Below are 22,669 nucleotides of genomic sequence, written 5' to 3'. Positions count from 1 at the left end.
ACGCGTACGTCCCCCTGCGTACGTCCCTTGTCCGTCCTCCCTCACTTCCGGAGAAGGTGCCATGAGAAGAGCCGTCCTGTCCTGCGCCGCGCTGTGTACCGCCATTCCCCTGACCCTCACCGCCTGCAGCGGAGGCGGCCCCGCCGCCTCCGGCCAGGCCAAGCCCACCGCGGACCCCGCCACCGGCGGCACCGTGCACTTCCTGGAGAAGCCCGACTTCTCGCACCTCGACCCGGCACGCGGTTTCGACGGCGGGGTCAACAACTTCTACCGCCTGATCTACCGCACCCTCACCACCCGCGAGGCGACCGGTCCGAACAACGACGGGACGAAGATCGTCGGCGATCTGGCCACCGACACCGGCCGGCCGTCCGAGAACAACAAGACCTGGACCTTCACCCTCAAGAAGGGGCTGTTCTTCCAGAACGGCGCCCCGATCACCAGCCAGGACGTCAAGTTCGGCGTGGAGCGGGCCTGGGACCCCGACGCCGGCATCGGCTCGCCGTACGCCAAGCAGGTCATCGCCGCACCCGCCGACTACAAGGGCCCGTACCAGTCGGGCGATCTGGACACCATCGAGACCCCCGACGAACGCACCATCGTCTTCCATCTCAAGAAGTCCTACCCGCAGTTCTCCAGCGTCGTCGCCCAGCCGAACTTCACCCCCTTCCCCAAGGGCACCGGCGCCAAGGCCGCCTTCGACACCAAGCCGATCGCGTCCGGCCCGTACCAGGTGGCGAGCTACCGGCGGGGCTCCTCGCTCGAGCTGGTCCGCAACAAGCACTGGAAGCGCTCCACCGACACGGTGCGCGCCGCCCGCCCGGACAGTTTCGTGTGGACCTTCGGCCTGGACGCGGCGACCATCGACGAGCGCCTGATCGCGGGGCAGGGCAAGGACATCAACGCCATCGGCCCCAAGGTGCAGCCCGCGACCATCGCCCGGCTCCAGACGCCGCAGCTCAAGCAGCGCACGCTCGCCGGGGTGACCGGCTGCACCACATACATGAGCCTGAACACCACCAAGGGGCCGCTCAAGGACGTCCGGGTGCGCCAGGCGATCGAGTACGCCGTCAACAAGCAGACCACGGTGGACGCGCTCGGCGGCTCCGCCCTGGCCACCGCGGCCACCTCCATCGAGCCCCCGTCGATCCCCGGGCGGGACGCCACGGATGTGTATCCCTCCAAGGACGGCACCGGCGATCCGGACGCCGCCCGCAAACTGCTGGCCAAGGCGGGCCTGGCCAAGGGCTTCACCCTCACCGTGGACACCCGCGCCGCCGCCACCGAGCAGGCGGTCGCGGTGGCCGTCCAGCAGGGGCTGAAGCGGGTGGGCATCAAGGTGAAGATCAACACCATTGACACCTCGACCTTCTACGAGGTCATCGGCACGCCCTCGCAGCAGCACGACGCGGCGCTCACCGGCTGGTGCCCGGACTGGCCGGGCGGCACCACCTTCCTGCCGCCGCTGTTCGACGGACGGCTCATCTCCGACAAGGGCAACTCGGTGCTCTCCATGCTCGACGACAAGAAGATCCAGAAGCGCATCGACGAGATCGCGGCGATGGACGACGAGACGGCGCAGAACGAGGCCTACGGCAAGCTCGACGCCGAGATCATGAAGCTCGCCCCGATCGTGCCGCTCAACTACTCCAAGACCGTGCTGGTGGTCGGCACCAATATCGCGGGCGCCCACACCTCGATCTCGTACAGCGGCGGGATCGACCTGGTCGGCGTCGGCCTCGCGGACCCGAAGAAGTAACCGGCATGGCGACCACCACCCTCCACGAGGCGCAGCCGGGACTGCCCTCGCCCCCGGCCGGCGCCGCGCCGCCCGGGGGCACCGGGCGACGTGTCCTGCGCGAGCTGCGGCGCGATATCGGGGCCGTGCTCAGCACCGCGTTTCTCGCCCTGCTGGTGCTGATGGCCCTGTGCGCGCCGCTGATCGGCACGCTGACCGGGCACGGCCCGGACACCTTCGACAGCGCGGCCGTCGACAAGGACCTGGGCGGGCTGCCCAAGGGATCGCTCGGCGGTATCAGCGGCGACCACTGGCTGGGCGTGGAACCGCAGAACGGCCGCGACATCCTGGTCCGGATCGCCTACGGGGCGCGGATCTCGATGCTGATCGCCGTCTCCGCGACCCTTCTGACCACCGTCATCGGCGTCGTGCTCGGCCTGCTGGCCGGGTTCTACGGCCGCTGGGTGGATCAGGTCATCTCCCGGCTGATGGACTTCCTGATGGCCTTCCCGGCCCTGATCTTCATGATCGCGGTGCTGTCCGCGCTGCCGGCCGGCAACCGTCCGGTGCTGCTGGTGTTCGTGTTGAGCGTCTTCGGCTGGCCGTATCTGGCGCGTGTGGTGCGCGGCCAGACGCTGACCCTGACGGGCCGGGAGTTCGTCGAGGCGGCGCGGTCCTCCGGGGCGAGCAGCCGGGCGCTGATCTTCGCGGAGATCCTGCCCAATCTGCGCAGCACCATCATCGTGATGACCACGCTCGCCGTGCCCGGATACATCGGCACCGAGGCCGGACTCTCCTTCCTCGGCGTCGGGGTCACCCCGCCGACCGCCTCCTGGGGGCAGATGATCGCCAACTCGGTCAGCTGGTACCAGGTGGACCCGATGTACTTCGTGATCCCCGGAACCTTCCTCTTCGGCACCGTGCTCGCGCTGACCGTGGTGGGCGACCGGCTGCGGCACGCCCTGGACGCGGGGGAGGCCTCCTGATGCTCCGCTACGTCGTCGGCCGGCTCTCATGGGTGCTGGTCATCCTGCTGTCCGTCTGTGTGTTCACCTACGTCATCTTCTTCCAGCTCTCACCCGACCCCGCGGTGATGATCTGCGGCAAGACCTGCACACCGGAGCGCATCGACACGATCCGCACCTCCCTCGGCCTCGACCGCCCGTTCCTCCAGCAGCTGTGGGACTTCCTGCGCGGCATCGTGGCCGGACGGGACTACGGCTCGGGCGCCAATCTGGTCCACTGCCCCGCCCCCTGCCTCGGCTACAGCTTCCAGAGCGGCCAGTCGGTGTGGGAGATGGTCCTCGAGCGGCTCCCGGTGAGCGTCACCGTCGCCGTCGGCGCGGCCGTGCTGTGGCTGCTCGGCGGGGTCACCATCGGGCTGCTGAGCGGGGTCAAGGAGGGTACGTGGTGGGACCGCTCCACCATGGCGCTGGCGCTCGGCGGCTCCAGCATCCCCCCGTACGTACTCGCCCTGGCGCTCCAGTACCTGCTGGTGGTCAAGTGGCAAGTGCTGCCGTTCCCCGCGGCGATCCCGTTCGGCGACGATCCGGTGGCCTGGTTCCAGTCGTATCTGATGCCGTGGATCGTGCTCGCCATCGGATACGCGTGTCTGTACGCCCGGATGACGCGGGCCAACGTCATCGACACCCTCGCCGAGAACTTCATGCGCACGGCACGCGCCAAGGGGCTCGGACCGGTCCTGATCCTCCGCCGGCACGCGCTGCGGCCGGCGCTCACCCCGATCGTCACCATCTTCGGGATGGACTTCGCCGGTCTGCTCGGCGGCGCCCTCATCACCGAAACCGTCTTCGGCCTCAACGGCGTGGGCAAGATGGCCTCGGACGCGATCGCGAAGAACGACCAGCCGGTGATCATGGCGGTCACGCTGCTGGCGGCGTTCTTCGTGGTGATCGGCAACGTCGTGGTCGATCTGCTCTATACGGCGCTGGACCCGCGCGTAAGGATCACCGCGTCATGACCGCATCCCCAGCCCACCGGGCTGACTCGGCCGAGTCCGCGGACCTGCTTGCGGTCGAGGGTCTGACCGTGACCTTCCCGACCACCCGAGGACCGGTGGACGTCGTCCGCGACAACACCTTCACGCTGCGGAACAACGAAACCCTGGGCATCGTCGGCGAATCCGGCTCGGGCAAGTCCATGACGGCCCTCGCCGTCATGGGGCTGCTCCCACGGGGCGCGCGCACCAGCGGCAGCATCCGGTTCCGGGGCACCGAACTGCTCGGCCGCCCGGACGCCGAGCTGCGCCGGCTGCGCGGAAACGTGATGTCCATGGTCTTCCAGGACCCGCTGTCCTCACTCAACCCGTACTACACCGTGGGCCTCCAGATCGCCGAGGTCTACCGCTGCCACCGCGGCGGCTCGCGCCGCGCGGCGCGAGCGATGGCCGTCGACGCACTCGGCCGGGTCGGCATCCCGGACCCGGCCGAGCGGGTCGACCGCTATCCGCACCAGTTCTCCGGCGGACAGCGGCAGCGCATCATGATCGCGATGGCGCTGATGTGCGAACCCGCCCTGCTCATCGCGGACGAGCCCACCACCGCGCTGGACGTCACGGTGCAGTCCCAGATCCTCGAGCTGCTGGCCGAGCTGAAGCGGCAGACCGGCACCGGCATGCTCTTCATCACCCACGACCTGGCAGTGATCGCCACGATCGCCCAGCGGGTGCTGGTGATGCGCGAGGGCGAACAGCTCGAATACGCCGACACGGAACGGGTCTTCTCCGCGCCGCGCCACCCCTACACCCGGATGCTGCTGGAGAGCATCCCGCGCATCGACGACGAAGCACAGGAGGAAGTCCGGTGACCGGCAGCCGAGCTGATGTACGGCCCCTGCTGCGCGCCCACGATCTCACCAAGCGCTTCACCACGCGGGGCGGCGGCGGTCCGCTGGGGCGCAAATCGGTGTTCACCGCGGTGGACTCGGTCAGCTTCGAGGTGTTTCCGCACGAGACGCTGGCGCTGGTGGGCGAGTCCGGCAGCGGGAAGTCCACCACCGCGCGGCTGGTGGCGAAGCTGATGGAAGCCACCGAGGGCACCATCGAGTTCGACGGGCGGGACGTCACCCATGCCCGCGGGCCCGACCTGGCCCGCTTCCGCAACGACGTCCAGGTCGTCTTCCAGGACCCCTTCTCCTCGCTCAACCCCCGCCACACCGTGGAGCGCATCCTCACCGCACCCCTGGTCTACCAGGGGCTCCCCATCCCCGGAGGGCGGCGGGCCTTCGCCGGGGAGCTGATGGAACGGGTCGGCCTCAACCCCGACCATCTGCACCGCTACCCGGCGCAGTTCTCCGGCGGACAGGCCCAGCGGATCGGCATCGCCCGCGCCCTCGCGGTCGGCCCGAAGCTGGTGATCTGCGACGAGGCGGTCTCCGCGCTCGATGTGTCGGTGCAGGCCCAGGTGATGGACCTGCTGCTGCGCCTCCAGCGGGAGAGCGGCTTCTCCTACCTCTTCATCGCCCACGACCTCGCCGTGGTGCGCCGGATTTCGCACCGTATCGCCGTCATGAAGCAGGGTGTCATCGTGGAGTCCGGCCCCTGCGCGGAGGTCTTCGATCGCCCCCGGGACCCGTACACCCGCACCCTGCTGGCCGCGATACCCCGTATCGACCCGGAATGGGACCGCCGGCGCCGCGAGGGCGCCACTGAGCACGCGTCCACCACCGCCTCATCCGAGGAGCTGCCATGACCGACGACCTGACAACCCGCTCCCGTACCGCCACCGCCACGGAGGCTCCCGCCATCGCCACGGACACCCCTGCCACGGAAACCCCCGCCACCGCCACGGAGTCCCCCGCGCCGCAGTCCTCGCCGCGGTCCACGAAGCTGGACCCGCGGATGCCCCGGCTGGCCGAGCTGCCCTCCTTCGCGGCGTTCATGGCGGAGGGCTGGGACACCCCCGACCGCAGCGCCCGGACCGTGCCGGGAGCCGCGGACGCCGCCGCACACCACCGGGCGCGGCTCAGCGCCGCCCACCCGGGAGCGGCGATCGTGGTGGCCGCCGGGCGCGCTCCGGTGCGTTCCAACGACACCAACTACGACTTCCGCCCGGACAGCGACTTCTACTGGCTGACCGGGTGTGGCGGGGTGGAGCACGGCGTACTGGTGCTGCGCCCCGTACCGGGGGGCCATGACGCGACCCTGCACCTGCCCGCCCCGGCCCGGCCCGGGGAGACGGGGTTCTTCGCCGACGCCGCGCACGGCGAGCTGTGGGTCGGTGGCGCACCCGGTCTTGAAGAGTGGAGCGAGGCGCTGGGCCTGGACGTCCGCCCGCTCGACGAGCTCGACACCACGCTGGCCGGACTCAGCAAGCCGCTGCTGACCGGTGCGCTCGACCCCGACACCGCACACCGCCACGGCCTCACCGCGTCCGCCGATCTGGGCCGTACCCTGTCCGAACTGCGCATGGTCAAGGACGCCTGGGAAATCGAGCAGATGCGGCAGGCCGTGGACCGCACCGTCGAGGGCTTCGCCGCCGTGGTGCGCGAGTTCCCGGCGGCCATCGCGGGCGGCGGAGAGCGCTGGCTGCAGGGCACCTTCGACCGCTACGCCCGCACCCACGGCAACGGCCCCGGCTACGCGTCCATCGTGGGCAGCGGCGCACACGCGGCCACGCTGCACTGGGTGCGGTGCGACGGCCCGGTGGCGGAGGACAAGGCGGTGCTGCTCGACCTGGGTGTGGAGACGAACAGCTACTACACCGCCGATGTGACGCGCACCTTCCCGGCCTCGGGCCGGTTCAGCCAGGCCCAGCGCGACGTGCACGACCTGGTGGAGCGGGCGCACCGGGCGGGCCTGGCCGCCGTCGCCCCGGGCCGGGACTTCGCCGACTTCCACACCGCCGCCATGGAGGTGGTGGCGCGGGGCCTGGCCGACTGGGGGCTGCTGCCGGTCTCCGTCGACGAGGCGCTGTCCCCGGAAGGCCAGCACCACCGGCGCTATCTGGTCTGCGGCATCGGCCACCACCTCGGTCTCGATGTGCACGACTGCGCGCGGGCGGACTACGCCGCGTACCAGGGGGCGAAGATGGCGCCCGGCATGGTGCTCACCGTGGAGCCGGGGCTGTACTTCCACGAGCACGACCGCACCCTCCCGCCGGAGCTCCGCGGGATCGGGATGCGCATCGAGGACGATCTGCTGGTCACCGAGGAGGGCGCGGAGGTGCTGTCCTCGGCGCTGCCGCTGGACGCCACGGGTCTGGAGCGCTGGATGACGACCCGCTGAGCCGCATTACTCGTAACCATCAGTGGTATGTAACATTGCACTGTTCCTAGGAGGAGGATCCATGACCGTCGGCCCCGACACACCCTGGCGCGGTGTCCATGTCGCGACACCGCTGCCGCTGCGCAGCGACCTCTCTGTCGACTACGACGCCTACGCGGAGCACGTCCGCTTTCTCGCCGCGGGCGGCTGTGACGGCGTCTGCCCCAACGGCTCCCTCGGCGAGTACCAGACCCTGTCCGACGAGGAACGCGCCCGCATGGTGCGCACCGCCGTCGAGGCGTCCCCGGAGGGCCACACCGTGATGCCCGGCGTGGGCGCGTACGGCGCGGTGGAGGCCCGCCGGTGGGCCGAGCAGGCGGCCGAGGCGGGCGCCGACTCGGTGCTGCTGCTGCCGCCCAACACCTACCGCGCCGACCGCGCGGGCGTGGTGGCGCACTACCGCGAGGTGGCCGCGGCCGGCCTTCCGGTCGTCGCCTACAACAACCCCCATGACACCAGGGTCGACCTCACCCCCGACCTGCTGGCCGAACTGCACGCCGAGGGCCTGATCGTCGCGGTCAAGGAATTCAGCGGAGACGTCCGCCGCGCCTATGAGCTGGCCGAACTCGCCCCCGGCCTCGACCTGATCATCGGTGCCGACGACGTCCTGCTCGAACTGGGCCTGGCCGGGGCGGTCGGCTGGATCGCCGGCTACCCCAACGCCCTCCCGGAGAGCTGCGTGGAGCTCTACCGGCTCGCCACCTCCGGCGAATCCGCCGACATCGCCAAGGCCCTGCCGCTCTACCGTGATCTGCACCCGCTGCTGCGCTGGGACTCCAAGACCGAGTTCGTCCAGTCCATCAAGCTGTCCATGGATGTCGTCGGGTTGCGCGGCGGCCCCTGCCGCCCGCCGCGCACCCCGCTCCGGCCCGAGATCGCCGAGCGGGTCGTCCGGGACACCGAAGCCGCTGTCGCCAAGGGATACAAGTGAGATCCAGCCGCGTCTTCCACACCGTCGAATCCCATACGGAGGGCATGCCCACCCGGGTGGTGGTCGGCGGCGTGGGCGTCATCCCGGGGGAGACCATGGCCGAGCGCCGCTCGTGGTTCATGGCCAACCGCGACGACGTACGCACCCTGCTGATGTACGAGCCGCGTGGCCACTCGGCGATGAGCGGCGCCATCCTGCAGCCGCCGACCACCCCCGAGGCCGACTGGGGCGTGCTGTTCATCGAGGTCAGCGGCCTGCTGCCGATGTGCGGCCATGGCACCATCGGAGTCGCCACCGTGCTGGTGGAAACCGGCATGGTGGAGGTGCGCGAACCGGTCACCGTCATCCGGCTGGACACCCCGGCCGGGCCGGTGACGGCCGAGGTGGCGGTGGAGGACGGCCGCGCACGCTCGGTGACCCTGCGCAACGTCGTCTCCTTCGCCCACGCCCTGGACCGTACGGTCGATGTGCCCGGCCTCGGCAAGGTCAGCTACGACATGGCGTTCGGCGGCAACTTCTACGCCATCGTCGAGCTGGCGGAGCTGGGCCTGCCGTTCGACCGGCAGGCCGGCGCCGAACTGCTGGCGGCCAGCCTGGGGATCATGGCCGCGATCAATGAGCAGGACGAGCCGGTCCACCCCGAGCGCCCCGACATCCGCGGCTGCCACCACGTCTACCTCAAGGCACCCGGCTCGACGGCCGCCCACTCCCGGCATGCCATGGGCATCCACCCCGGCTGGTTCGACCGCTCGCCGTGCGGCACCGGCACCAGCGCCCGTATGGCGCAGCTCCACGCCCGGGGCGAACTGGCCGTGGGGGCGGAGTTCGTGAACGAGTCCTTCATCGGCACGCGCTTCATCGGGCGGCTGATCGAGGAGACTGAGGTGGCCGGACGACCCGCCGTGGTGCCCACCATCACCGGGCGGGCATGGGTCACCGGCACCGCCCAGTACACCCTGGATCCGGACGACCCCTTTCCGGCCGGATTCCTGCTTTAGAAAGAGGCAACCCAGTTGGACGGCGAACGGCCGGTCACGGAGGAGTCGACGACGCACCTCCGCACCGTGGGAAAGCGTGAAATCCTCCGTGACCGGGTGCGGAACGCCCTGCGCGCCGCGATCATCTCCGGAGAGCTGACACCAGGCACGGTGTACTCAGCGCCGACGCTGGCCGCCAAGTTCGGGGTGTCCTCCACCCCGGTGCGCGAGGCGATGATCGACCTGGTCAAGGAGGAGCTGGTGGTGGCGCAGCCCAACAAGGGCTTCCTCATCACCGAGGTCTCCGAGCAGGACCTGGACGAGGTGACGGCGGTGCGGCTGCTGGTCGAACCGCCCTCGGTGCGGGCCGTGGTGCCGCTGGTCCCGGCGGAGGCATTCCCCGAGCTGCGGGAGCTGGCCCAGCGGATCGTGGAGGCCGCCGAGAAGGGGGACCTCATCGGCTATGTCGAGGCCGACCGGGTCTTCCACCTCGCCCTGCTGGCGCACGGCGGCAACCGGCGGCTGCTGGACGTGGTGTCCAGCCTCCGGGCCCAGACCCGGCTGCTGGGTCTTGCACCGCTGGTCCGCAAGGGCAACCTGGTGGAGTCCGCGGCGGAACACCATCAGCTGCTGGACTTCGTCGAGTCCAGGAACGCCGAGGCGGCCGAGCTGTTCATGCACCGCCACATCGGACACGTACGGGGCATCTGGGCGGGCGGCACATGACCGGGCCCACCGGGCACTCGCCGCGCGCCGAGACCACGGATCTGGTGGTGATCGGGGCCGGGGTGGTCGGCGCGGCCGCCGCGTACTTCGCGGCCCGCGCCGGGCTCCGCGTCACCGTCGTCGACCGTGGCCCGCTCGCCGGCGGTACGTCCAGCGCCGGCGAGGGCAATCTGCTGGTCTCCGACAAGGAGGCCGGACCCGAACTCGATCTGGCCCTGTTCTCCCAGCGGGTCTGGCGCGAGGACCTGGCCGAACACGCCGGGTTGTGGGAGTTCGAGGCCAAGGGCGGTCTGGTGGTGGCCGCCACCCCGGGCGGTGCGGACGCGCTCGCCAAGCTCGTCCTGGAGCAGCGCGCCCAGGGGATCGAGGCCGTCGACGTACCGAAGGACGAACTGCCGGACTACGAGCCCCATCTGTCGCCCGAGCTGGTCTCCGGCGCCTTCTACCCGCAGGACGCACAGGTCCAGCCCATGCTGGTGGTGGCGCATCTGCTCCGGATGGCGCGGCAGGCGGGCGCACGGGTACGGACGGACACCGAGGTCACCGGGTTCCTCCGGACCGGCGACCGGATCACCGGGGTCCGCACCATCCGCGGCCCGCTCAGCGCCCCCGCCGTGCTCAACGCCGCGGGCACCTGGGCCGGCGCCGTCGCCGAACTGGCCGGGGTGCGGGTGCCGGTGCTGCCGCGGAGGGGATGCGTCCTGGTCACCCAGCCGCTGCCGGTCATGGTCCGGCACAAGGTGTACGCGGCCGAGTACGTGGGCGACGTGGCCAGTTCGGACGCGGCGCTGCAGACCTCACCCGTCGTCGAGGGCACCCGCGCGGGCACCGTCCTGATCGGCTCGTCCCGGGAACGGGTCGGCTTCGACCGCGAGGTCCCGCCGTCCGTCCTCGCCGCACTGGCCCGCAACGCGATCGCGCTCTTCCCCTTCCTGGCCTCCGTCCAGGCCATCCGCAGCTATCTGGGCTTCCGGCCGTACTGCCCCGACCACCTGCCGGTGATCGGCCCCGACCCGCGGGCCCCCGGGCTCTGGCACGCCTGTGGCCACGAGGGCGCCGGAGTGGGCCTGTCGGTGGGGACCGGCAAGCTGCTCGCGCAGGCCATGACGGACCGCCCGACCGGCCTGGACCTGAGCCCCTTCGCGCCCGAACGATTCGAACAAGCCCTGCCCGGCGACGAGGTGAGCCCCGATGCCCCCTGACCCGATGCCCCCTGAGATGTCACAGTCCTTCGACCCGTCCTTCGACCTGTCCTTCGACGGGCGGACCATCCACGCCCGGCCGGGCCAGAGCGTCGGGGCGGCGCTGGTCGCGGCCGGGGTGGTCGCCTGGCGCACCACCCGCGGGGAGGGCAGGCCGCGCGGGCTGTTCTGCGGGATCGGCGTCTGTTACGACTGCCTGATCACCGTCGACGGCCGCCCCGACCAGCGGGCCTGTCTGGTGCCCGCGGCCGACGGGATGCGGCTGGAGTCCGGACGTACGGGGAGGGACGCCGATGCACGGGAACGGTGACGTAACGGCAGAGGTAGTGGCAGATGTGGCGGTGGTCGGCGCAGGCCCGGCGGGGATGGCCGCCGCGGTCGAGGCGGCGGCGGCCGGGCTGACCGTGGCCCTGGTGGACGCCGGCGAGCGGCCCGGCGGCCAGTACTGGCGGCACGGTCCGCACGACGAGGGACCCGTACGAGGTCAGCACGGCCGCCGTACGTTCGCCACCCTGCGCGCGGGCCTGGTCCGTACGGGGACCCGTACGCTCTTCGGACACCAGGTGTGGCTCATCACCCGCGACACCGACCGGTTCACCCTCCACCTGCGGCCCACGCACGACGGCCGCGCGCCGGGGACCGGGCCCGGGACCAGGACGCTGACCGCGCGTTCGCTGATCCTCTGCCCCGGTGCGTACGACCGCCAGCTCCCGGTGCCCGGCTGGGATCTGCCCGGCGTCATGGCGGCCGGCGGGGTGCAGGCCCTGCTCAAGGGGAGTGGCACCCTGGCCGGGCGGCGGGCCGTGGTGGCGGGGACGGGGCCGTTCCTGCTGCCGGTGGCCACCGGCCTCGCCGCGGCGGGCGCCGAGATCGTCATGGTCTGCGAGGCCAATCCGCTCCGCGGCTGGCTGCGCGACCCGGGTGGCGCGCTACGGGAACCGGCCAAGGCGGTCGAGGGCGCCCAGTACGCCGCGCTCCTCGCCCGGCACGGCATCCCGTACCGCACCAGGACGGTGGTCACCGAGATCCGCGGCGAGGACCGGGTGCGGTCCGTCCGTATCGCGCCGCTGGACCGCGACGGACGCCCGCGCAGCGGTGTGCGGATCGAGGTGGATGCCGATCTGGTCGCGCTGGGCTGGGGGTTCACCCCGTCGCTCGAACTGCCGCTGATGGTCGGCGCGCGCACCCGGCTGGACACCGACGGCTCGCTGGTCGCCGTGGTCGACGCCCGGCAGCGGGCCGATGTGCCCGGCGGCCCTGGCGTCTATCTCGCGGGGGAGGCCACCGGGGTCGGTGGCGCCGTGCTCGCCGTCCGCGAGGGCCGGCTGAGCGGGCTCGCCGCGGCAGCCGACCTGGGACGGGCCATCGACGAGGGCCGGATGCGCCGGCTCCAGCGCGCGATCCGCAGGGGCCGGCGCTTCGCCGCCGCCCTGCACACCGCCACTCCGGTGCCGCCGGGCTGGACCGACTGGCTCGACGGGTCCACGCTCATCTGCCGCTGCGAGGAGGTGACGTACGGCGATCTGTGCCACGCGGCCCGCGAACTCGGCGCGAAGGACCCTCGGACACTGAAGATGCTGGCCCGGCCCGGTATGGGGATGTGCCAGGGCCGGGTGTGCGGCTTCGCGACCGCCCAGGTGGCGGCGGCGCTCATGGGTGGATCACCCGGCACGCCCAGCGCGCCCGGCACGCCCAGCGCGGACGATCTCCTTCCGCTGGCCCGCCGACCGCTGGCCACACCGGTGACGCTCGGCGAAATCGCCGCCCTGGACGAGGAGTCCTGACGCGCGCGCACTCAACCGTCTGACGCCTGCCGGGTGGCGGCCCGCGCGCGGTCGTTGCTGAGCACCGTCTCCAAGTACTCCGCGATGGCGTCCCGGTTGCGCACCAGACAGCCGATGCGCTCGGTCATCCGGTCGCGTTCGTGCTCCAGCGTGGCGATCATCTCCGGTGTCGCGTCCGAGAAGTGGATGATCCGGGGCTTGTCGAGACAGGGGAGGATCTGTTTGATGATCCGGGTCGGCAGCCCGGCGTCGAGCAACCCCCTGATCTGCAGGACCCGGTCCACGAAGCGCTCGTCGTAGTCGCGGTAGCCGTTCGGGCAACGGTCCGCGGCGATCAGCCCCTGCTCCTCGTAGTAGCGCAGCAGCCGGCGGGGGGTGCCGGTGCGCTCCGACAGCTCTCCGATGCGCATGTGCTCCACCTCGTACACACTCGCTTGACCTTCACATCTGTGTGATGGTTCGAGCATATGCGGCGTGCGCAACGACACCACACCACAAGCCGGTTCCCGCCTCGGAACCGAGGACCAGAACCCGAAACTCCCCCTGCCCGCGCTGCTGGCGCTGGCCACCGCCGTCTTCATCACCAGCCTGACCGAGACACTGCCCGCGGGCGTGCTGCCCGCGATGGGCGCCGACCTGGGGGTCGGCGAATCCGCGATGGGGCAGTCGGTGACGATCTACGCGATCGGGACCGCGCTCACCGCGATCCCGCTGTCCGCGGCCACCGCGGGGTGGCGCCGCAAGCGGCTGCTGCTGACGGCCATGGCGGGCTTCGCGGTCGCCAACACGGTCACCGCGGCCTCGGGGAGCTATCCCCTGACCATGGCCGCCCGGTTCGTCGCCGGGGTCGCGGCGGGCCTGGCCTGGGCGCTGCTGGCCGGATACGCCCGCCGTATGGCGCCCGTCGCCCTACAGGGCAAGGCGGTCGCGGTCGTGATGACCGGCATACCGATCGCCCTGTCGCTGGGGGTGCCCGCGGGCACCTTCCTCGGCGAAGTGCTCGGCTGGCGGGTGACGTTCACCCTCATCACCGCGCTCGCCGCCGTCCTGATCGGGTGGATCGCCGCGCTGGTCCCCGACTACCCCGGGCAGCGGCGGGACGGCCGTGCCCCGATCCTGCGGGCCCTGACCGTCCCCGGCGTGGCGCCGGTCCTGTTCGTCACGCTGGTCTATGTGCTGGCCCACACGATCCTCTACACCTACATCGCCACCTACCTCGACGGGCTCGGCATGGGCGGCTCCACCGACCTCGTCCTGCTGGTCTTCGGCGCCGCCTCCATGGCGAGCATCTGGATCGTGGGCGCCCGCATCGACCGCCGGCTGCGGGTCCTGACCATCGCCGCCACGGTCCTGTTCGCCGCCGCGGCCGCCGTCCTCGCGATCCCGGCCGGCAGCCGCGCCCTGGTCTACCTCGCGGCGGCGCTGTGGGGCCTGGGCTGGGGAGGCGTCCCCACGCTGCTGCAGACCGCGGTGGCCGACGCGGGAGGCGACGCGGCGGACTCCGCGCAGGCCATGCTCGTCACCCTGTGGAACGCGGCCATGGCCGGCGGCGGAGTCGCCGGCGGCATCCTCCTCGACGGCCTCGGCCCCGACGCCTTCCCCTGGAGCGCCCTGGCGCTCTTGGCGCCCGTACTGGCCGTGGTGATCGCCGCCCGCGCGCACGGCTTCCCCGCGGAGCGCTCGCGTACGACCTGAGCGGCGGTTACGGAGCCCGTCGGCGAGCGGCACCCCGGCGGGCGTGGCGCTCCGCGGCGGCATGCCACCAGCCGGGCGGGGACGGTCCCAGGATTGCCGCGGTCGACTGGTCGGGATGGAGCCCGAGGCGTCGCAGCGCGTCGGGGTGGACGTGGACCTGGATCCAGCCGCGCCGACGGCCGTCGGGCCCGACGCCGCACATCAAGTCCCAGCGGATCTCAACCAGCGTGAAGGGCATCCAGTCGATGCCGCGGTCGCGCAGTCAAGCGCGCGTGGCCGCCTGGGGGCGCGGACAGCCGGGCAGGTTCTCATAGGACGCGATGGTGACCCAGGCGTCCGGGGTCGGAGAGGTCATGGCGTCCATGATGCCCGATACGCCACGGAGTTGGCGGCCCCGGTCGTCGGGCGACCGGGGCCGTTTCTGCCGTACGAGGGCTCAGTACTCGTCCACCGTGGTGCCGTCGGGGACCCGGAAGCAGGCGGAGACGAGATGGAACATGATCCCGGGCTCCGCACCGCTCCTCTCGGCGTCCCTCGCGGTCGGGATCAGCAAGGTGGCCTTCAGGGTGAACTTCTTCCGGGTGGAGTCGGCCATCAGGAACGGGGACTGGGCGACGGTCGACTCCCGCCCCTCGTGGACGATCTCCCAGCCGTGCCGGGGAAGGTCCTCCCTGAGGCCCTGCCAGCCGGCCTCGAGGTCCCCGGCCGGCAGGCCGTACAGCGACCACAGATGGCGGATGACGTAGAACGTCTCGGGGTCCAAGTCGCCGCATACGTCCACGCCCGGGCCGGGCGCGGACGTCTTCCCCTTCACCCGCAGCAGGTCGTACAGCTCGCTGGAGAGCCGCCTGGCCTCCTCCCGGAGCGCGGAGACCTCCCGCACCTCCGGCGTATAGCCGAGACCGAGGTCAGCGGAGCCGGAGCCGGAGTCGGATTCGGAGCCGGAGTCGGAGCCGGAGTCGGATTCGGACATCGAAAATTACCCCCGCTACTTCAACTGGACCTCGTCGTAGCGTCCCACCACGACTCTCGCCTGGTTCTCCAGGCTCTCCGAACCGGCCAGCCAGTAGTTTCCGTGGCCCTTGGTGTCGGTGGCCATCTGGTTGGCGCCGAAGATGGGGTCGCTGGGGGTGATGAACTGCGTCAGACCCTCATGGTGTCCATGGGTGGGCGCCCCCCACTTGGGCACCCAGTCGTCCTGCGCCTTCTGGTTCCACACATGCCCTGAGGGCACGTCCAGATCCTCGGCCCGCCCGACCTGGACGCCGGGGCTGCCGCTGAGCATCACGTCATCCGCCTCCAGGGTGCCCTGGCGGGCGGCGGAGCCCACCACCACCGTCCCGTAGCTGTGTCCCTGCACCGACACATGGTCCTTGGCCGACGGGTCGTGGGCGGTGTGCAGCCCAGACAGGAATTGATTGAGATCCGGCCCTGCTTTGTCCGCGTACTTGTCCTTCATGGCTTCCGGGACAAAGCTTTGCGGAGCGTCGTAGCCGAACCAGGTGATGGTCGAGACCTTTGGCTCGCCCGGCATCGCGGTGGCGGCCTGCCAGAGGTTGGTGCCGGCGATGACGGGCTTGTTGATGCCGCCGAGCGTGCCCTTGGTGCCGCCGACCATCACGGCGGTGTGATCGGCCTTGTCCGGGTCGCCGTTGGCGATGATCGCGCGCCCGTTGTTCTCGGGGTCGAAATCCAGCAGATACGCCGGCGGTAGCCCGTCGCCGGTCGGCTTGTAACCGGAGGGCCGGGTGTTGTCGAAGGCGTCGACCTTTCCCGTGTCATCGAAGCGCATGTTAATCCGGGTCATGCCGATGAGAACAGATTTCACGTGCTTTTTCCTGTTGTTCCACTCCGTCCACTCCGAGGTGGGCACCATCGACCGCCCGGCCAGGATGTGACTCGGTTTCGGCTCGGGCGGAGGGTTCAAGTACTCGTTCAGGTACTTTGCGCGCTCCTCAAGGAAGAACACGCGGTTTGCCTCATCACGGGCCTCGGCGGGCAGGCCGTCCAGCTTGCCCACGCTCGCCGGGAAGAGAGAGATGTACTCCGCCTGCTGCTCTTTGCTGAGGCTCTTCCACCAGGCCGCGTTGTCCTTGGGTGACTTGTCCTTCGGGATATCACGCAGATAATCGCCGACGGATTTCTTCACGGCCTTGCGGTCTTGCTCGGCGTCGCTCCACCGGTCTTCGTTCACCAATAGATCGGCTACCGTGATCAGTTTGGCCAGTGTCTTCGCGTACTTGCCGTCCGCCTCCGTGGCGTCTTTGAGCGCGTCACCGATCCGGTCTGCGAAACCCTGCGCCTGCTGCTTCGGCGTGGTGACGACAAACGGTGTCCGGCCGTTCCCGGCCGGCTCGTACTCCTGGCCCGGCAGCAGCACCAACGGGGGCTTGTACTCCACCGAACCGTCTTCCTTGACGGTCATCCCCGCGTCCTGGGCGTCCTGGACGGCGTTGTCCAGTTTCTTCTTCGCCGCGCGCAGCTCCGCGGCCAGCCCGTTCAACGCCGTCAGGATCAGCGCGCACTCCACCTGCATGTAGTGGAAGTTCTCGCTCAGGCGCCTCAGCCGGGCCTCCGCCTGCTTTGCCCCCACGCCCTTCAGCCCGCCGCGAAGCTTCGCATTGATCTCATTGTCCAGCCGGTCCTTCGCAGCGCTGGCGCAGCTGCTGACCTTGTGCCAACCGTCTGCTGCCTGCTCGAATTGCGCGGGGTCGACCGCCTTCAACTGCGCGAAAGTGACCATGACGCGGGTCACCAACTCCCCGACGGGCCGCCTGGCGGGGGTATCGGCCGGGTTTTCTGCGTGTTGAAGAGATCAAATATGGCGTCGTCCTGGTTGGCGAAGTCGGTACCCGCCTTCTTCAGCTTTTCGGACATCTCGGCACATTCGTCGCGTACGACCGTCAGCCGGGCCTCCCAGGAGTTGAAGACCCGCTGCTGCATGGACGTACTCTCCAGCCCCTCGACGCCCTTGCTGGCGACTCCCGCGCCCTCCTGGCCATGCTTGAGGTCACCCAGCGCGGTCGTGGCATTCCGGCGCAGATCGTCCAGGGCGTTTGACGCGGCATTCCACGGCCCCTTCGATGATTTCAGATCGCCATCGGAGCCGCCCTTGCCGTCCCCTTTATTCCCATCCGCACTGGCCAGCCTGGTTTGGACGTCTTTGTCGCCGCTATCCGTTCCGCCCGCCGCGTCGTAATACGCCTGCCAACGCTCAGACAGTCCTGTGTCCCCCATGCTGCCTTCCTCCACCCGTACACCATGTGCTTCATGGCAGAACAAGGAAGGTAACAGAGCGAAATTGCCGGGGGAACTCCTCCCCGGAGTTCGAACTCGAAGGCCCGCGCCGGTGTTCCACGCCGCACGACGAGCCGCGCTCGCCGACGCCCCCGGCGACCCGGCGGCACGCTGCCCTGCCGAGCGGACCGCACGCCGCAGCTCGGCCGAGGTGCGAGGGACGGCCGACGCCGGGATCGCGGCTCGCCGCGCCACGGCTGTTGCGCGGCGCGATCTCTGATGCAGGCGGATACCGAATGTACGGGATTCGCAACGGCGGCCTTCTTGACCGCGACTTTGCCGTCCCTTGACCCTATGGTGTGGGGAGTTGCTCATATGGGCGCCGACCGGGGGGTAAGCGATCATGGGAATCGGGGACTTTATTCCGGACCCGATTGAGGACTGGGCCGAAGACCGGGCCGAGGATGTCGGCGAAATCGTCGATGGTGTGGGGGACTGGACGGCGGACCGGCTGGATGACGTCGGCTGGGAGAGCGGTGCGGACTGGGTCCGGGAGACGTCCGATTCGGCGGCGAACGCGCTGGGCGCGAATGTCGGTGAAATGCAGCTCGGCGAGACCGAGGACCCGAAGAAGCTGATCCACGGCAGCCCCGGAAAGCTGCGTTCCACGGCGGATCATCTGAGTGATTTCCAGACCGCGTTCGACAACGTGGGAAGGGGATTACGTGGCCTGGACGCCGACCACCTCAAGGGCGAGGCGGCAGATGCCTTCCGGGAGAGCGTGTCGATCCAGCCGAGGAAGTGGTTCACGGCGGCGGACGCCTGCGAGCGGGCCGCCGGGGCGCTGGACAGCTTCGCGAGCACGGTGGAGTGGGCGCAGGGGCAGGCCGCGGAGGCCATCGCCCGCTACAAGCAGGGCAAACAGGCGTCGGAGGAGGCCCGCTCGGCGCACAACGATCGGGTGTCCGCGTACAACACGGCGCTGGACGCGTACAGAGCCGCGCCCGCCGGCGAGCGTGACCGTTCGTCGCTGCCGGACAGGCCGGGGGAGTTCCGCGACCCGGGGATCGCGGATGTCGACGTAGCGCAGGAGATTCTGAGCGAGGCGCGGCGGCAGCGGAACGAGGCACACACGCCAGCGAAGGAAGCGGTCGAGACGGCGCGCGACGCGGCGCCCGACAAGCCGTCGTACGCGGAGCAGGTGAACGACGGCTTCACGGGGGTGGCCCTGCACTATTCGCACTTCTACGGCGGCATAGTCAGGGGCACCGCGGGCGTCGTCAGCTTCGCGCGGCAGGTCAACCCGCTGGACCCGTACAACATCACTCACCCTGCGGAGTACGTCACCAATCTCAACAGCACCGCCGCCGGCCTGGTGCGGATGTCCAATGACCCGTGGGGGACGGCGGGCGCCATGTGGGACAGCTTCCAGCAGGATCCCTCGGAAGGGCTCGGCCGGCTGGTGCCGGAGCTGATCGGCACCAGGGGCATGGGCGGTGCGAGAAGGGCCGCGACCACCGCCAGGCGCGTGGCCGAGACGAGGACGCCGGGCCGTGGCCAGCTGCGAAATGACGGGCGCGCCGACCGCGGCAGGCCCGACAGTCGAAAGCCCTGCAAGGGCTCGGACCCGATCGACTTCGCCACAGGCAGGATGTTCCTGCCGCAGACGGACGTCACGCTGCCCGGCGTACTGCCGCTGGCCTTCCGGCGGCGGGTGGAGTCGGGGTATCGGGCAGGCCGGTGGTTCGGCCCGTCGTGGTCGAGCACGGCCGACCAGCACCTGGAGATCGACCCCGAGGGCGTGGTCTTCGTCTGCGAGGACGGACGCCTGCTGGACTACCCGCACCCGGCACCCGGCCTCCCGACCCTGCCCACGGCGGGCGTCGCGCGCTGGCCGCTGGAGCGCACGGCCGACGGCGACTACACCGTCACCGACGTCGACAGCGGCTGGACGTACTCCTTCACCGCGCCCCGGCACGAACTCGACGGGATCGCGCCGATCGAGGAGATCCGCGACCGCAACGGCAACCGGATCGCCTTCCACTACGCCCCCGACGGCACGCCGACCGACATCGTGCACTCGGCGGGCTACCACCTGAAGCTGACATCGAAGGACGGCCGGATCACCGCCCTCCACCTCGCGGGCGCCGCCCCCGACGGCTCGGACCAGGAGATCGTCCGCTACGGCTACACCGACGGCAACCTCACTGATGTCATCAACTCCTCCGGTCTGCCGCTGCGGTTCGAGTACGACGACGAGAAGCGCGTCATCTCCTGGACCGACACCAACGACCGCCGCTACGACTACGTCTACGACAACCGCGATCGCTGCATATCGGAGGGCGGCACCGAAGGCCATTTCTCCATCCGGCTGGACTACCACGGTGTCGACCAGCACACCGGCCACCGGATCACCACCGTCACCACGGCCGCCGGCCACACCGCCAAGTACCTGATCGACGACGCCTGCCAGGTCGTCGGCGAGATCGACCGACTGGGCGCGCACACCCGGACCGAGTACGACCGCCACGGCCGGGTGCTGGCCCACACCGACCCGCTCGGCCGCCGGAGCGAGTGCCGTTACGACGAGTTGGGCCGCCGGGTGGGCCTCATCCGCCCCGATGGCAAGCAGTCGAGCGCCGTCTACAGCCATCTGGGCCTGCCCACCGCGATGACCGGGGCGGACGGGACGACATGGACGCGGGAGTACGACGAGCGCGGCAATCGCGTCGCCGAGACCGGCCCCGTCGGGGCCACCACCCGCTACACCTACGACGACTTCGGCCGTCTGACCTCGATCACCGACGCCCTGGGCGAGACGACACGAGTGCGCTGTGACCCGGCAGGTCTGCCGTTGGAGATCACCGACCCCCTCGGCGCGGTCACCGCCTACCGGCGCGACGCCTTCGGCCGCCCCGTCGCCATCGTCGACCCGCTCGGCGCGACGACTCGTCTGACATGGTCGGTCGAGGGCAAGCTGCTGCGCCGTGTCGGCCCCGACCGGGCAGAGGAGTCGTGGACGTATGACGGCGAGGGCAACTGCACGAACCATGTCGACGCGGCCGGCGGGGTGACCTCGTACGAATACACCCACTTCGACCTCCTCGCCGCGCAGACCGGCCCGGACGGGGCGCGCTACGCGTTCGAGCACGACGCAGAGCTGCGCCTGACCAAGGTCACCAACCCGCACGGACTCACCTGGAACTATGAGTACGACCCAGCGGGCCGGCTGATCACGGAGACCGACTTCGACGACCGCACCATCCGCTACGAGCACGACGCCGCCGGGCAGCTCATCGCGCGGACCACACCACTGGGCCGGCGTATCGCGCTGGGGCGCGATGTGCTCGGACGCGTGGTCATCAAGGACGCCGACGGCCGGACCACCACCTACAGGCATGACACGGCGGGGCGGCTGATCGCGGCCGCCGGCCCGGATGCGGAGATCGTATTCCAGCGGGACCGGATGGGCCGGGTGAAGTCCGAGACGGTGGCGGGCCGGGCGATGACGCACCAGTACGACGCCCTGGGCCGCCGTACCCGCCGGACCACCCCGAGTGGCGCGACCACGACCTACACCTATGACGCGGCGGGCAACCGCACCGCCCTGACCGCCTCCGGCCACGTGCTCGAATTCGAGCACGACGCCGCGGGCCGCGAAACCTCCCGCAGATTAGGCAGTGCCCTCTCCCTCGCCCAGATCTGGGACCGCGCCGGACGTCTCATCGACCAAATCCTGACGGGCCCGACCGCCGACACACTCCAGCACCGCGCGTACACCTACCGCGCGGACGGCTACCTCACCGCCATCGAGGACCTGCGCACCGGCCGCCGCGCCTTCGACCTCGACGCGGCCGGCCGGGTCACCACGGTCCGGGCGCAGGGCTGGACCGAGAGCTACGCGTACGACGAGGCAGGCAACCAGACCCAGGCATCCTGGCCGGACCGGCACCCCGGTGCCGAAGCGACCGGCACCCGCACCTACGCCGGCACGCGGATCACCCGTGCGGGCAGCCTCCGCTACGAGTACGACGACGCGGGCCGCCTCACCCTGCGGCAGAAGACCCGCCTGTCGAAGAAGCCCGACACCTGGCGTTACACGTGGGACGCCGAGAACCGCCTGACCACCGTCACCACCCCCGACGGCACGGCGTGGCGCTACCTCTACGACCCCTTCGGCCGCCGCACCGCGAAGCAGCGCCTCGCGCCCGACGGCGAAACGGTCGCCGAGCAGGTGGACTTCACCTGGGACGGCTTCACCCTGGTCGAACAGACCACCACCACGGCCGACCTCTCCCACCCCATTACCCTCACCTGGGACCACCGGGGTCTCCACCCCGTAGCCCAGACCGAGCGCATCACCGACACGGCCACCCAGCGCGAGATCGACCAGCGCTTCTTCGCCATCGTCACCGACCTGGTCGGCACCCCCACGGAACTCGTCGACGCGTCAGGCGACATCGCCTGGCGCACCCGCACCACCCTGTGGGGCACCACCACCTGGGCCGCTGCCAGCACCGGCTACACGCCCCTCCGCTTCCCCGGCCAGTACTACGACCCGGAAACCGGCCTCCACTACAACCTCCACCGCTACTACGACCCCACCACCGCCCGCTACCTCACCCCCGACCCCCTCGGCCTCACCTCAGCTCCCAACCCCGCCACCTACATCCACAACCCCCACACCTGGGCCGACCCCCTGGGCCTCGCGCCGGAGTACGACGGGGAGGAGACGAGGCTGTATCGGTCTCCCCAGAGGGGAAATCGTGCCTCAGAGGAGCATGGCCTGAACGCGGCAAACCACACGGCAACCGACGCGAATGGGCGCAACTTTGCCTACCTGGGAGATTCTGATTCTGTTGTTCGACAGTATGCCGGACAAGGTGTATATGAAGACGGGTATCATATATTCACGATGAAGCCCGGATTTATGGATGAATTCCATCCAAGTGTCTATCGTCGGTTCCATGATGATAATGGAGGGCTTCAGTGGATCATCGAAGACATTGACTTCGGTGATTTCAATTCCTTCATCGATCACAGCAAGACCGAATGGGTACGCTGGAAACAGGGGGTCGACTTCTAAGGTGGCGAG

The 22,669-nt window shown here is 70.3% G+C and carries 19 protein-coding genes; 14 read left to right on the top strand and 5 right to left on the bottom strand.

All coding sequences use genetic code 11. The features are described 5' to 3' along the window. The first annotated feature begins 61 nt into the window (after nucleotides 1–61). The 12 genes from ACH4U7_RS17355 (at nucleotide 62) to ACH4U7_RS17300 (ending at nucleotide 12,642) form a co-directional block, all read left to right on the top strand. The gene (locus tag ACH4U7_RS17355) at nucleotides 62–1,759 is read left to right on the top strand and encodes an ABC transporter substrate-binding protein (protein ID WP_398528752.1); all 1,698 of its coding nucleotides are present in this window, start codon (nucleotides 62–64) and stop codon (nucleotides 1,757–1,759) included. Between the two features lie 5 nt (nucleotides 1,760–1,764). Continuing rightward, entirely contained in the window at nucleotides 1,765–2,724 is a 960-nt protein-coding gene (locus ACH4U7_RS17350) for an ABC transporter permease (protein ID WP_398528751.1), read from the top strand. Beyond that, nucleotides 2,724–3,719 (top strand): ABC transporter permease, encoded by a 996-nt coding sequence (locus ACH4U7_RS17345; RefSeq protein ID WP_398528750.1) that lies wholly within the window; start codon nucleotides 2,724–2,726, stop codon nucleotides 3,717–3,719. The genes ACH4U7_RS17350 and ACH4U7_RS17345 overlap by 1 nt, the downstream gene beginning before the upstream one ends. Beyond that, complete coding sequence (locus ACH4U7_RS17340) at nucleotides 3,716–4,564, top strand: ABC transporter ATP-binding protein (protein WP_398528749.1); 849 nt, start codon at nucleotides 3,716–3,718, stop codon at nucleotides 4,562–4,564. Before ACH4U7_RS17345 ends, ACH4U7_RS17340 begins: the two co-directional genes overlap by 4 nt. Then, the gene (locus ACH4U7_RS17335) at nucleotides 4,561–5,448 is read left to right on the top strand and encodes an ATP-binding cassette domain-containing protein (RefSeq protein ID WP_398528748.1); all 888 of its coding nucleotides are present in this window, start codon (nucleotides 4,561–4,563) and stop codon (nucleotides 5,446–5,448) included. Before ACH4U7_RS17340 ends, ACH4U7_RS17335 begins: the two co-directional genes overlap by 4 nt. Beyond that, on the top strand, nucleotides 5,445–6,983 hold the full coding sequence (locus tag ACH4U7_RS17330) for an aminopeptidase P family protein (protein WP_398528747.1): 1,539 nt from the start codon (nucleotides 5,445–5,447) through the stop codon (nucleotides 6,981–6,983). Before ACH4U7_RS17335 ends, ACH4U7_RS17330 begins: the two co-directional genes overlap by 4 nt. 61 nt (nucleotides 6,984–7,044) lie before the next feature. Further along, a complete protein-coding gene (locus ACH4U7_RS17325) occupies nucleotides 7,045–7,953 on the top strand; it encodes a dihydrodipicolinate synthase family protein (RefSeq protein ID WP_398528746.1) in 909 nt (302 codons plus the stop codon). Next, entirely contained in the window at nucleotides 7,950–8,951 is a 1,002-nt protein-coding gene (locus tag ACH4U7_RS17320; RefSeq protein ID WP_398528745.1) for a proline racemase family protein, read from the top strand. Before ACH4U7_RS17325 ends, ACH4U7_RS17320 begins: the two co-directional genes overlap by 4 nt. 66 nt (nucleotides 8,952–9,017) lie before the next feature. Next, complete coding sequence (locus tag ACH4U7_RS17315) at nucleotides 9,018–9,656, top strand: GntR family transcriptional regulator (RefSeq protein ID WP_385617499.1); 639 nt, start codon at nucleotides 9,018–9,020, stop codon at nucleotides 9,654–9,656. After that, a complete protein-coding gene (locus tag ACH4U7_RS17310) occupies nucleotides 9,653–10,858 on the top strand; it encodes an NAD(P)/FAD-dependent oxidoreductase (RefSeq protein ID WP_398528744.1) in 1,206 nt (401 codons plus the stop codon). Before ACH4U7_RS17315 ends, ACH4U7_RS17310 begins: the two co-directional genes overlap by 4 nt. Next, nucleotides 10,848–11,168, top strand: a complete 321-nt coding sequence (locus tag ACH4U7_RS17305; RefSeq protein WP_398528743.1) for a (2Fe-2S)-binding protein — start codon at nucleotides 10,848–10,850, stop codon at nucleotides 11,166–11,168. Before ACH4U7_RS17310 ends, ACH4U7_RS17305 begins: the two co-directional genes overlap by 11 nt. Before the next feature lie 16 nt (nucleotides 11,169–11,184). Then, on the top strand, nucleotides 11,185–12,642 hold the full coding sequence (locus tag ACH4U7_RS17300) for an NAD(P)/FAD-dependent oxidoreductase (RefSeq protein ID WP_398528742.1): 1,458 nt from the start codon (nucleotides 11,185–11,187) through the stop codon (nucleotides 12,640–12,642). Between the two features lie 11 nt (nucleotides 12,643–12,653). On the opposite strand, the gene ACH4U7_RS17295 is transcribed toward ACH4U7_RS17300, so the two are convergent. Next, the gene (locus ACH4U7_RS17295) at nucleotides 12,654–13,052 is read right to left on the bottom strand and encodes a MerR family transcriptional regulator (RefSeq protein ID WP_398528741.1); all 399 of its coding nucleotides are present in this window, start codon (nucleotides 13,050–13,052) and stop codon (nucleotides 12,654–12,656) included. 64 nt (nucleotides 13,053–13,116) lie between these two features. Between ACH4U7_RS17295 and ACH4U7_RS17290 the strand changes: the two genes are divergently transcribed. Then, complete coding sequence (locus ACH4U7_RS17290; RefSeq protein WP_398528740.1) at nucleotides 13,117–14,337, top strand: MFS transporter; 1,221 nt, start codon at nucleotides 13,117–13,119, stop codon at nucleotides 14,335–14,337. A gap of 7 nt (nucleotides 14,338–14,344) precedes the next feature. Here ACH4U7_RS17290 and ACH4U7_RS17285 read toward each other — a convergent pair whose 3' ends face one another. From ACH4U7_RS17285 to ACH4U7_RS17270, 4 genes are all read right to left on the bottom strand, one after another. Next, nucleotides 14,345–14,575, bottom strand: a complete 231-nt coding sequence (locus ACH4U7_RS17285) for a hypothetical protein (protein ID WP_398528739.1) — start codon at nucleotides 14,573–14,575, stop codon at nucleotides 14,345–14,347. 198 nt (nucleotides 14,576–14,773) lie between these two features. Next, entirely contained in the window at nucleotides 14,774–15,310 is a 537-nt protein-coding gene (locus tag ACH4U7_RS17280) for a hypothetical protein (protein WP_398528738.1), read from the bottom strand. Between the two features lie 15 nt (nucleotides 15,311–15,325). Further along, nucleotides 15,326–17,092 carry an alpha/beta hydrolase gene (locus tag ACH4U7_RS17275; RefSeq protein WP_398528737.1) on the bottom strand — a complete coding sequence of 589 codons (1,767 nt, stop codon included), beginning with the start codon at nucleotides 17,090–17,092 and terminating at the stop codon, nucleotides 15,326–15,328. After that, entirely contained in the window at nucleotides 17,089–17,589 is a 501-nt protein-coding gene (locus tag ACH4U7_RS17270; RefSeq protein ID WP_398528736.1) for a hypothetical protein, read from the bottom strand. Before ACH4U7_RS17270 ends, ACH4U7_RS17275 begins: the two co-directional genes overlap by 4 nt. Nucleotides 17,590–17,977: 388 nt before the next feature. Between ACH4U7_RS17270 and ACH4U7_RS17265 the strand changes: the two genes are divergently transcribed. Continuing rightward, on the top strand, nucleotides 17,978–22,660 hold the full coding sequence (locus ACH4U7_RS17265; RefSeq protein ID WP_398528735.1) for a putative T7SS-secreted protein: 4,683 nt from the start codon (nucleotides 17,978–17,980) through the stop codon (nucleotides 22,658–22,660). Nucleotides 22,661–22,669 lie beyond the last annotated feature (9 nt).

The organism is Streptomyces sp. NPDC020845 (assembly GCF_044334165.1).
Taxonomy (GTDB): domain Bacteria; phylum Actinomycetota; class Actinomycetes; order Streptomycetales; family Streptomycetaceae; genus Streptomyces.
Note: the sequence above shows the minus strand (reverse complement) of the source record. Positions and strands in the feature narration are given on the sequence as shown.

Bases quoted from the DNA above. Each gene is read 5' to 3' on its own strand.
- ACH4U7_RS17295 (WP_398528741.1), bottom strand. From the start codon at position 13,052: ATGCGCATCGGAGAGCTGTCGGAGCGCACCGGCACCCCCCGCCGGCTG.
- ACH4U7_RS17345 (WP_398528750.1), top strand. From the start codon at position 2,724: ATGCTCCGCTACGTCGTCGGCCGGCTCTCATGGGTGCTGGTCATCCTG.
- ACH4U7_RS17325 (WP_398528746.1), top strand. From the start codon at position 7,045: ATGACCGTCGGCCCCGACACACCCTGGCGCGGTGTCCATGTCGCGACA.
- ACH4U7_RS17310 (WP_398528744.1), top strand. From the start codon at position 9,653: ATGACCGGGCCCACCGGGCACTCGCCGCGCGCCGAGACCACGGATCTG.
- ACH4U7_RS17285 (WP_398528739.1), bottom strand. From the start codon at position 14,575: ATGCCCTTCACGCTGGTTGAGATCCGCTGGGACTTGATGTGCGGCGTC.
- ACH4U7_RS17305 (WP_398528743.1), top strand. From the start codon at position 10,848: ATGCCCCCTGACCCGATGCCCCCTGAGATGTCACAGTCCTTCGACCCG.
- ACH4U7_RS17350 (WP_398528751.1), top strand. From the start codon at position 1,765: ATGGCGACCACCACCCTCCACGAGGCGCAGCCGGGACTGCCCTCGCCC.
- ACH4U7_RS17280 (WP_398528738.1), bottom strand. From the start codon at position 15,310: ATGTCCGAATCCGACTCCGGCTCCGACTCCGGCTCCGAATCCGACTCC.
- ACH4U7_RS17355 (WP_398528752.1), top strand. From the start codon at position 62: ATGAGAAGAGCCGTCCTGTCCTGCGCCGCGCTGTGTACCGCCATTCCC.
- ACH4U7_RS17340 (WP_398528749.1), top strand. From the start codon at position 3,716: ATGACCGCATCCCCAGCCCACCGGGCTGACTCGGCCGAGTCCGCGGAC.
- ACH4U7_RS17265 (WP_398528735.1), top strand. From the start codon at position 17,978: ATGGGAATCGGGGACTTTATTCCGGACCCGATTGAGGACTGGGCCGAA.
- ACH4U7_RS17330 (WP_398528747.1), top strand. From the start codon at position 5,445: ATGACCGACGACCTGACAACCCGCTCCCGTACCGCCACCGCCACGGAG.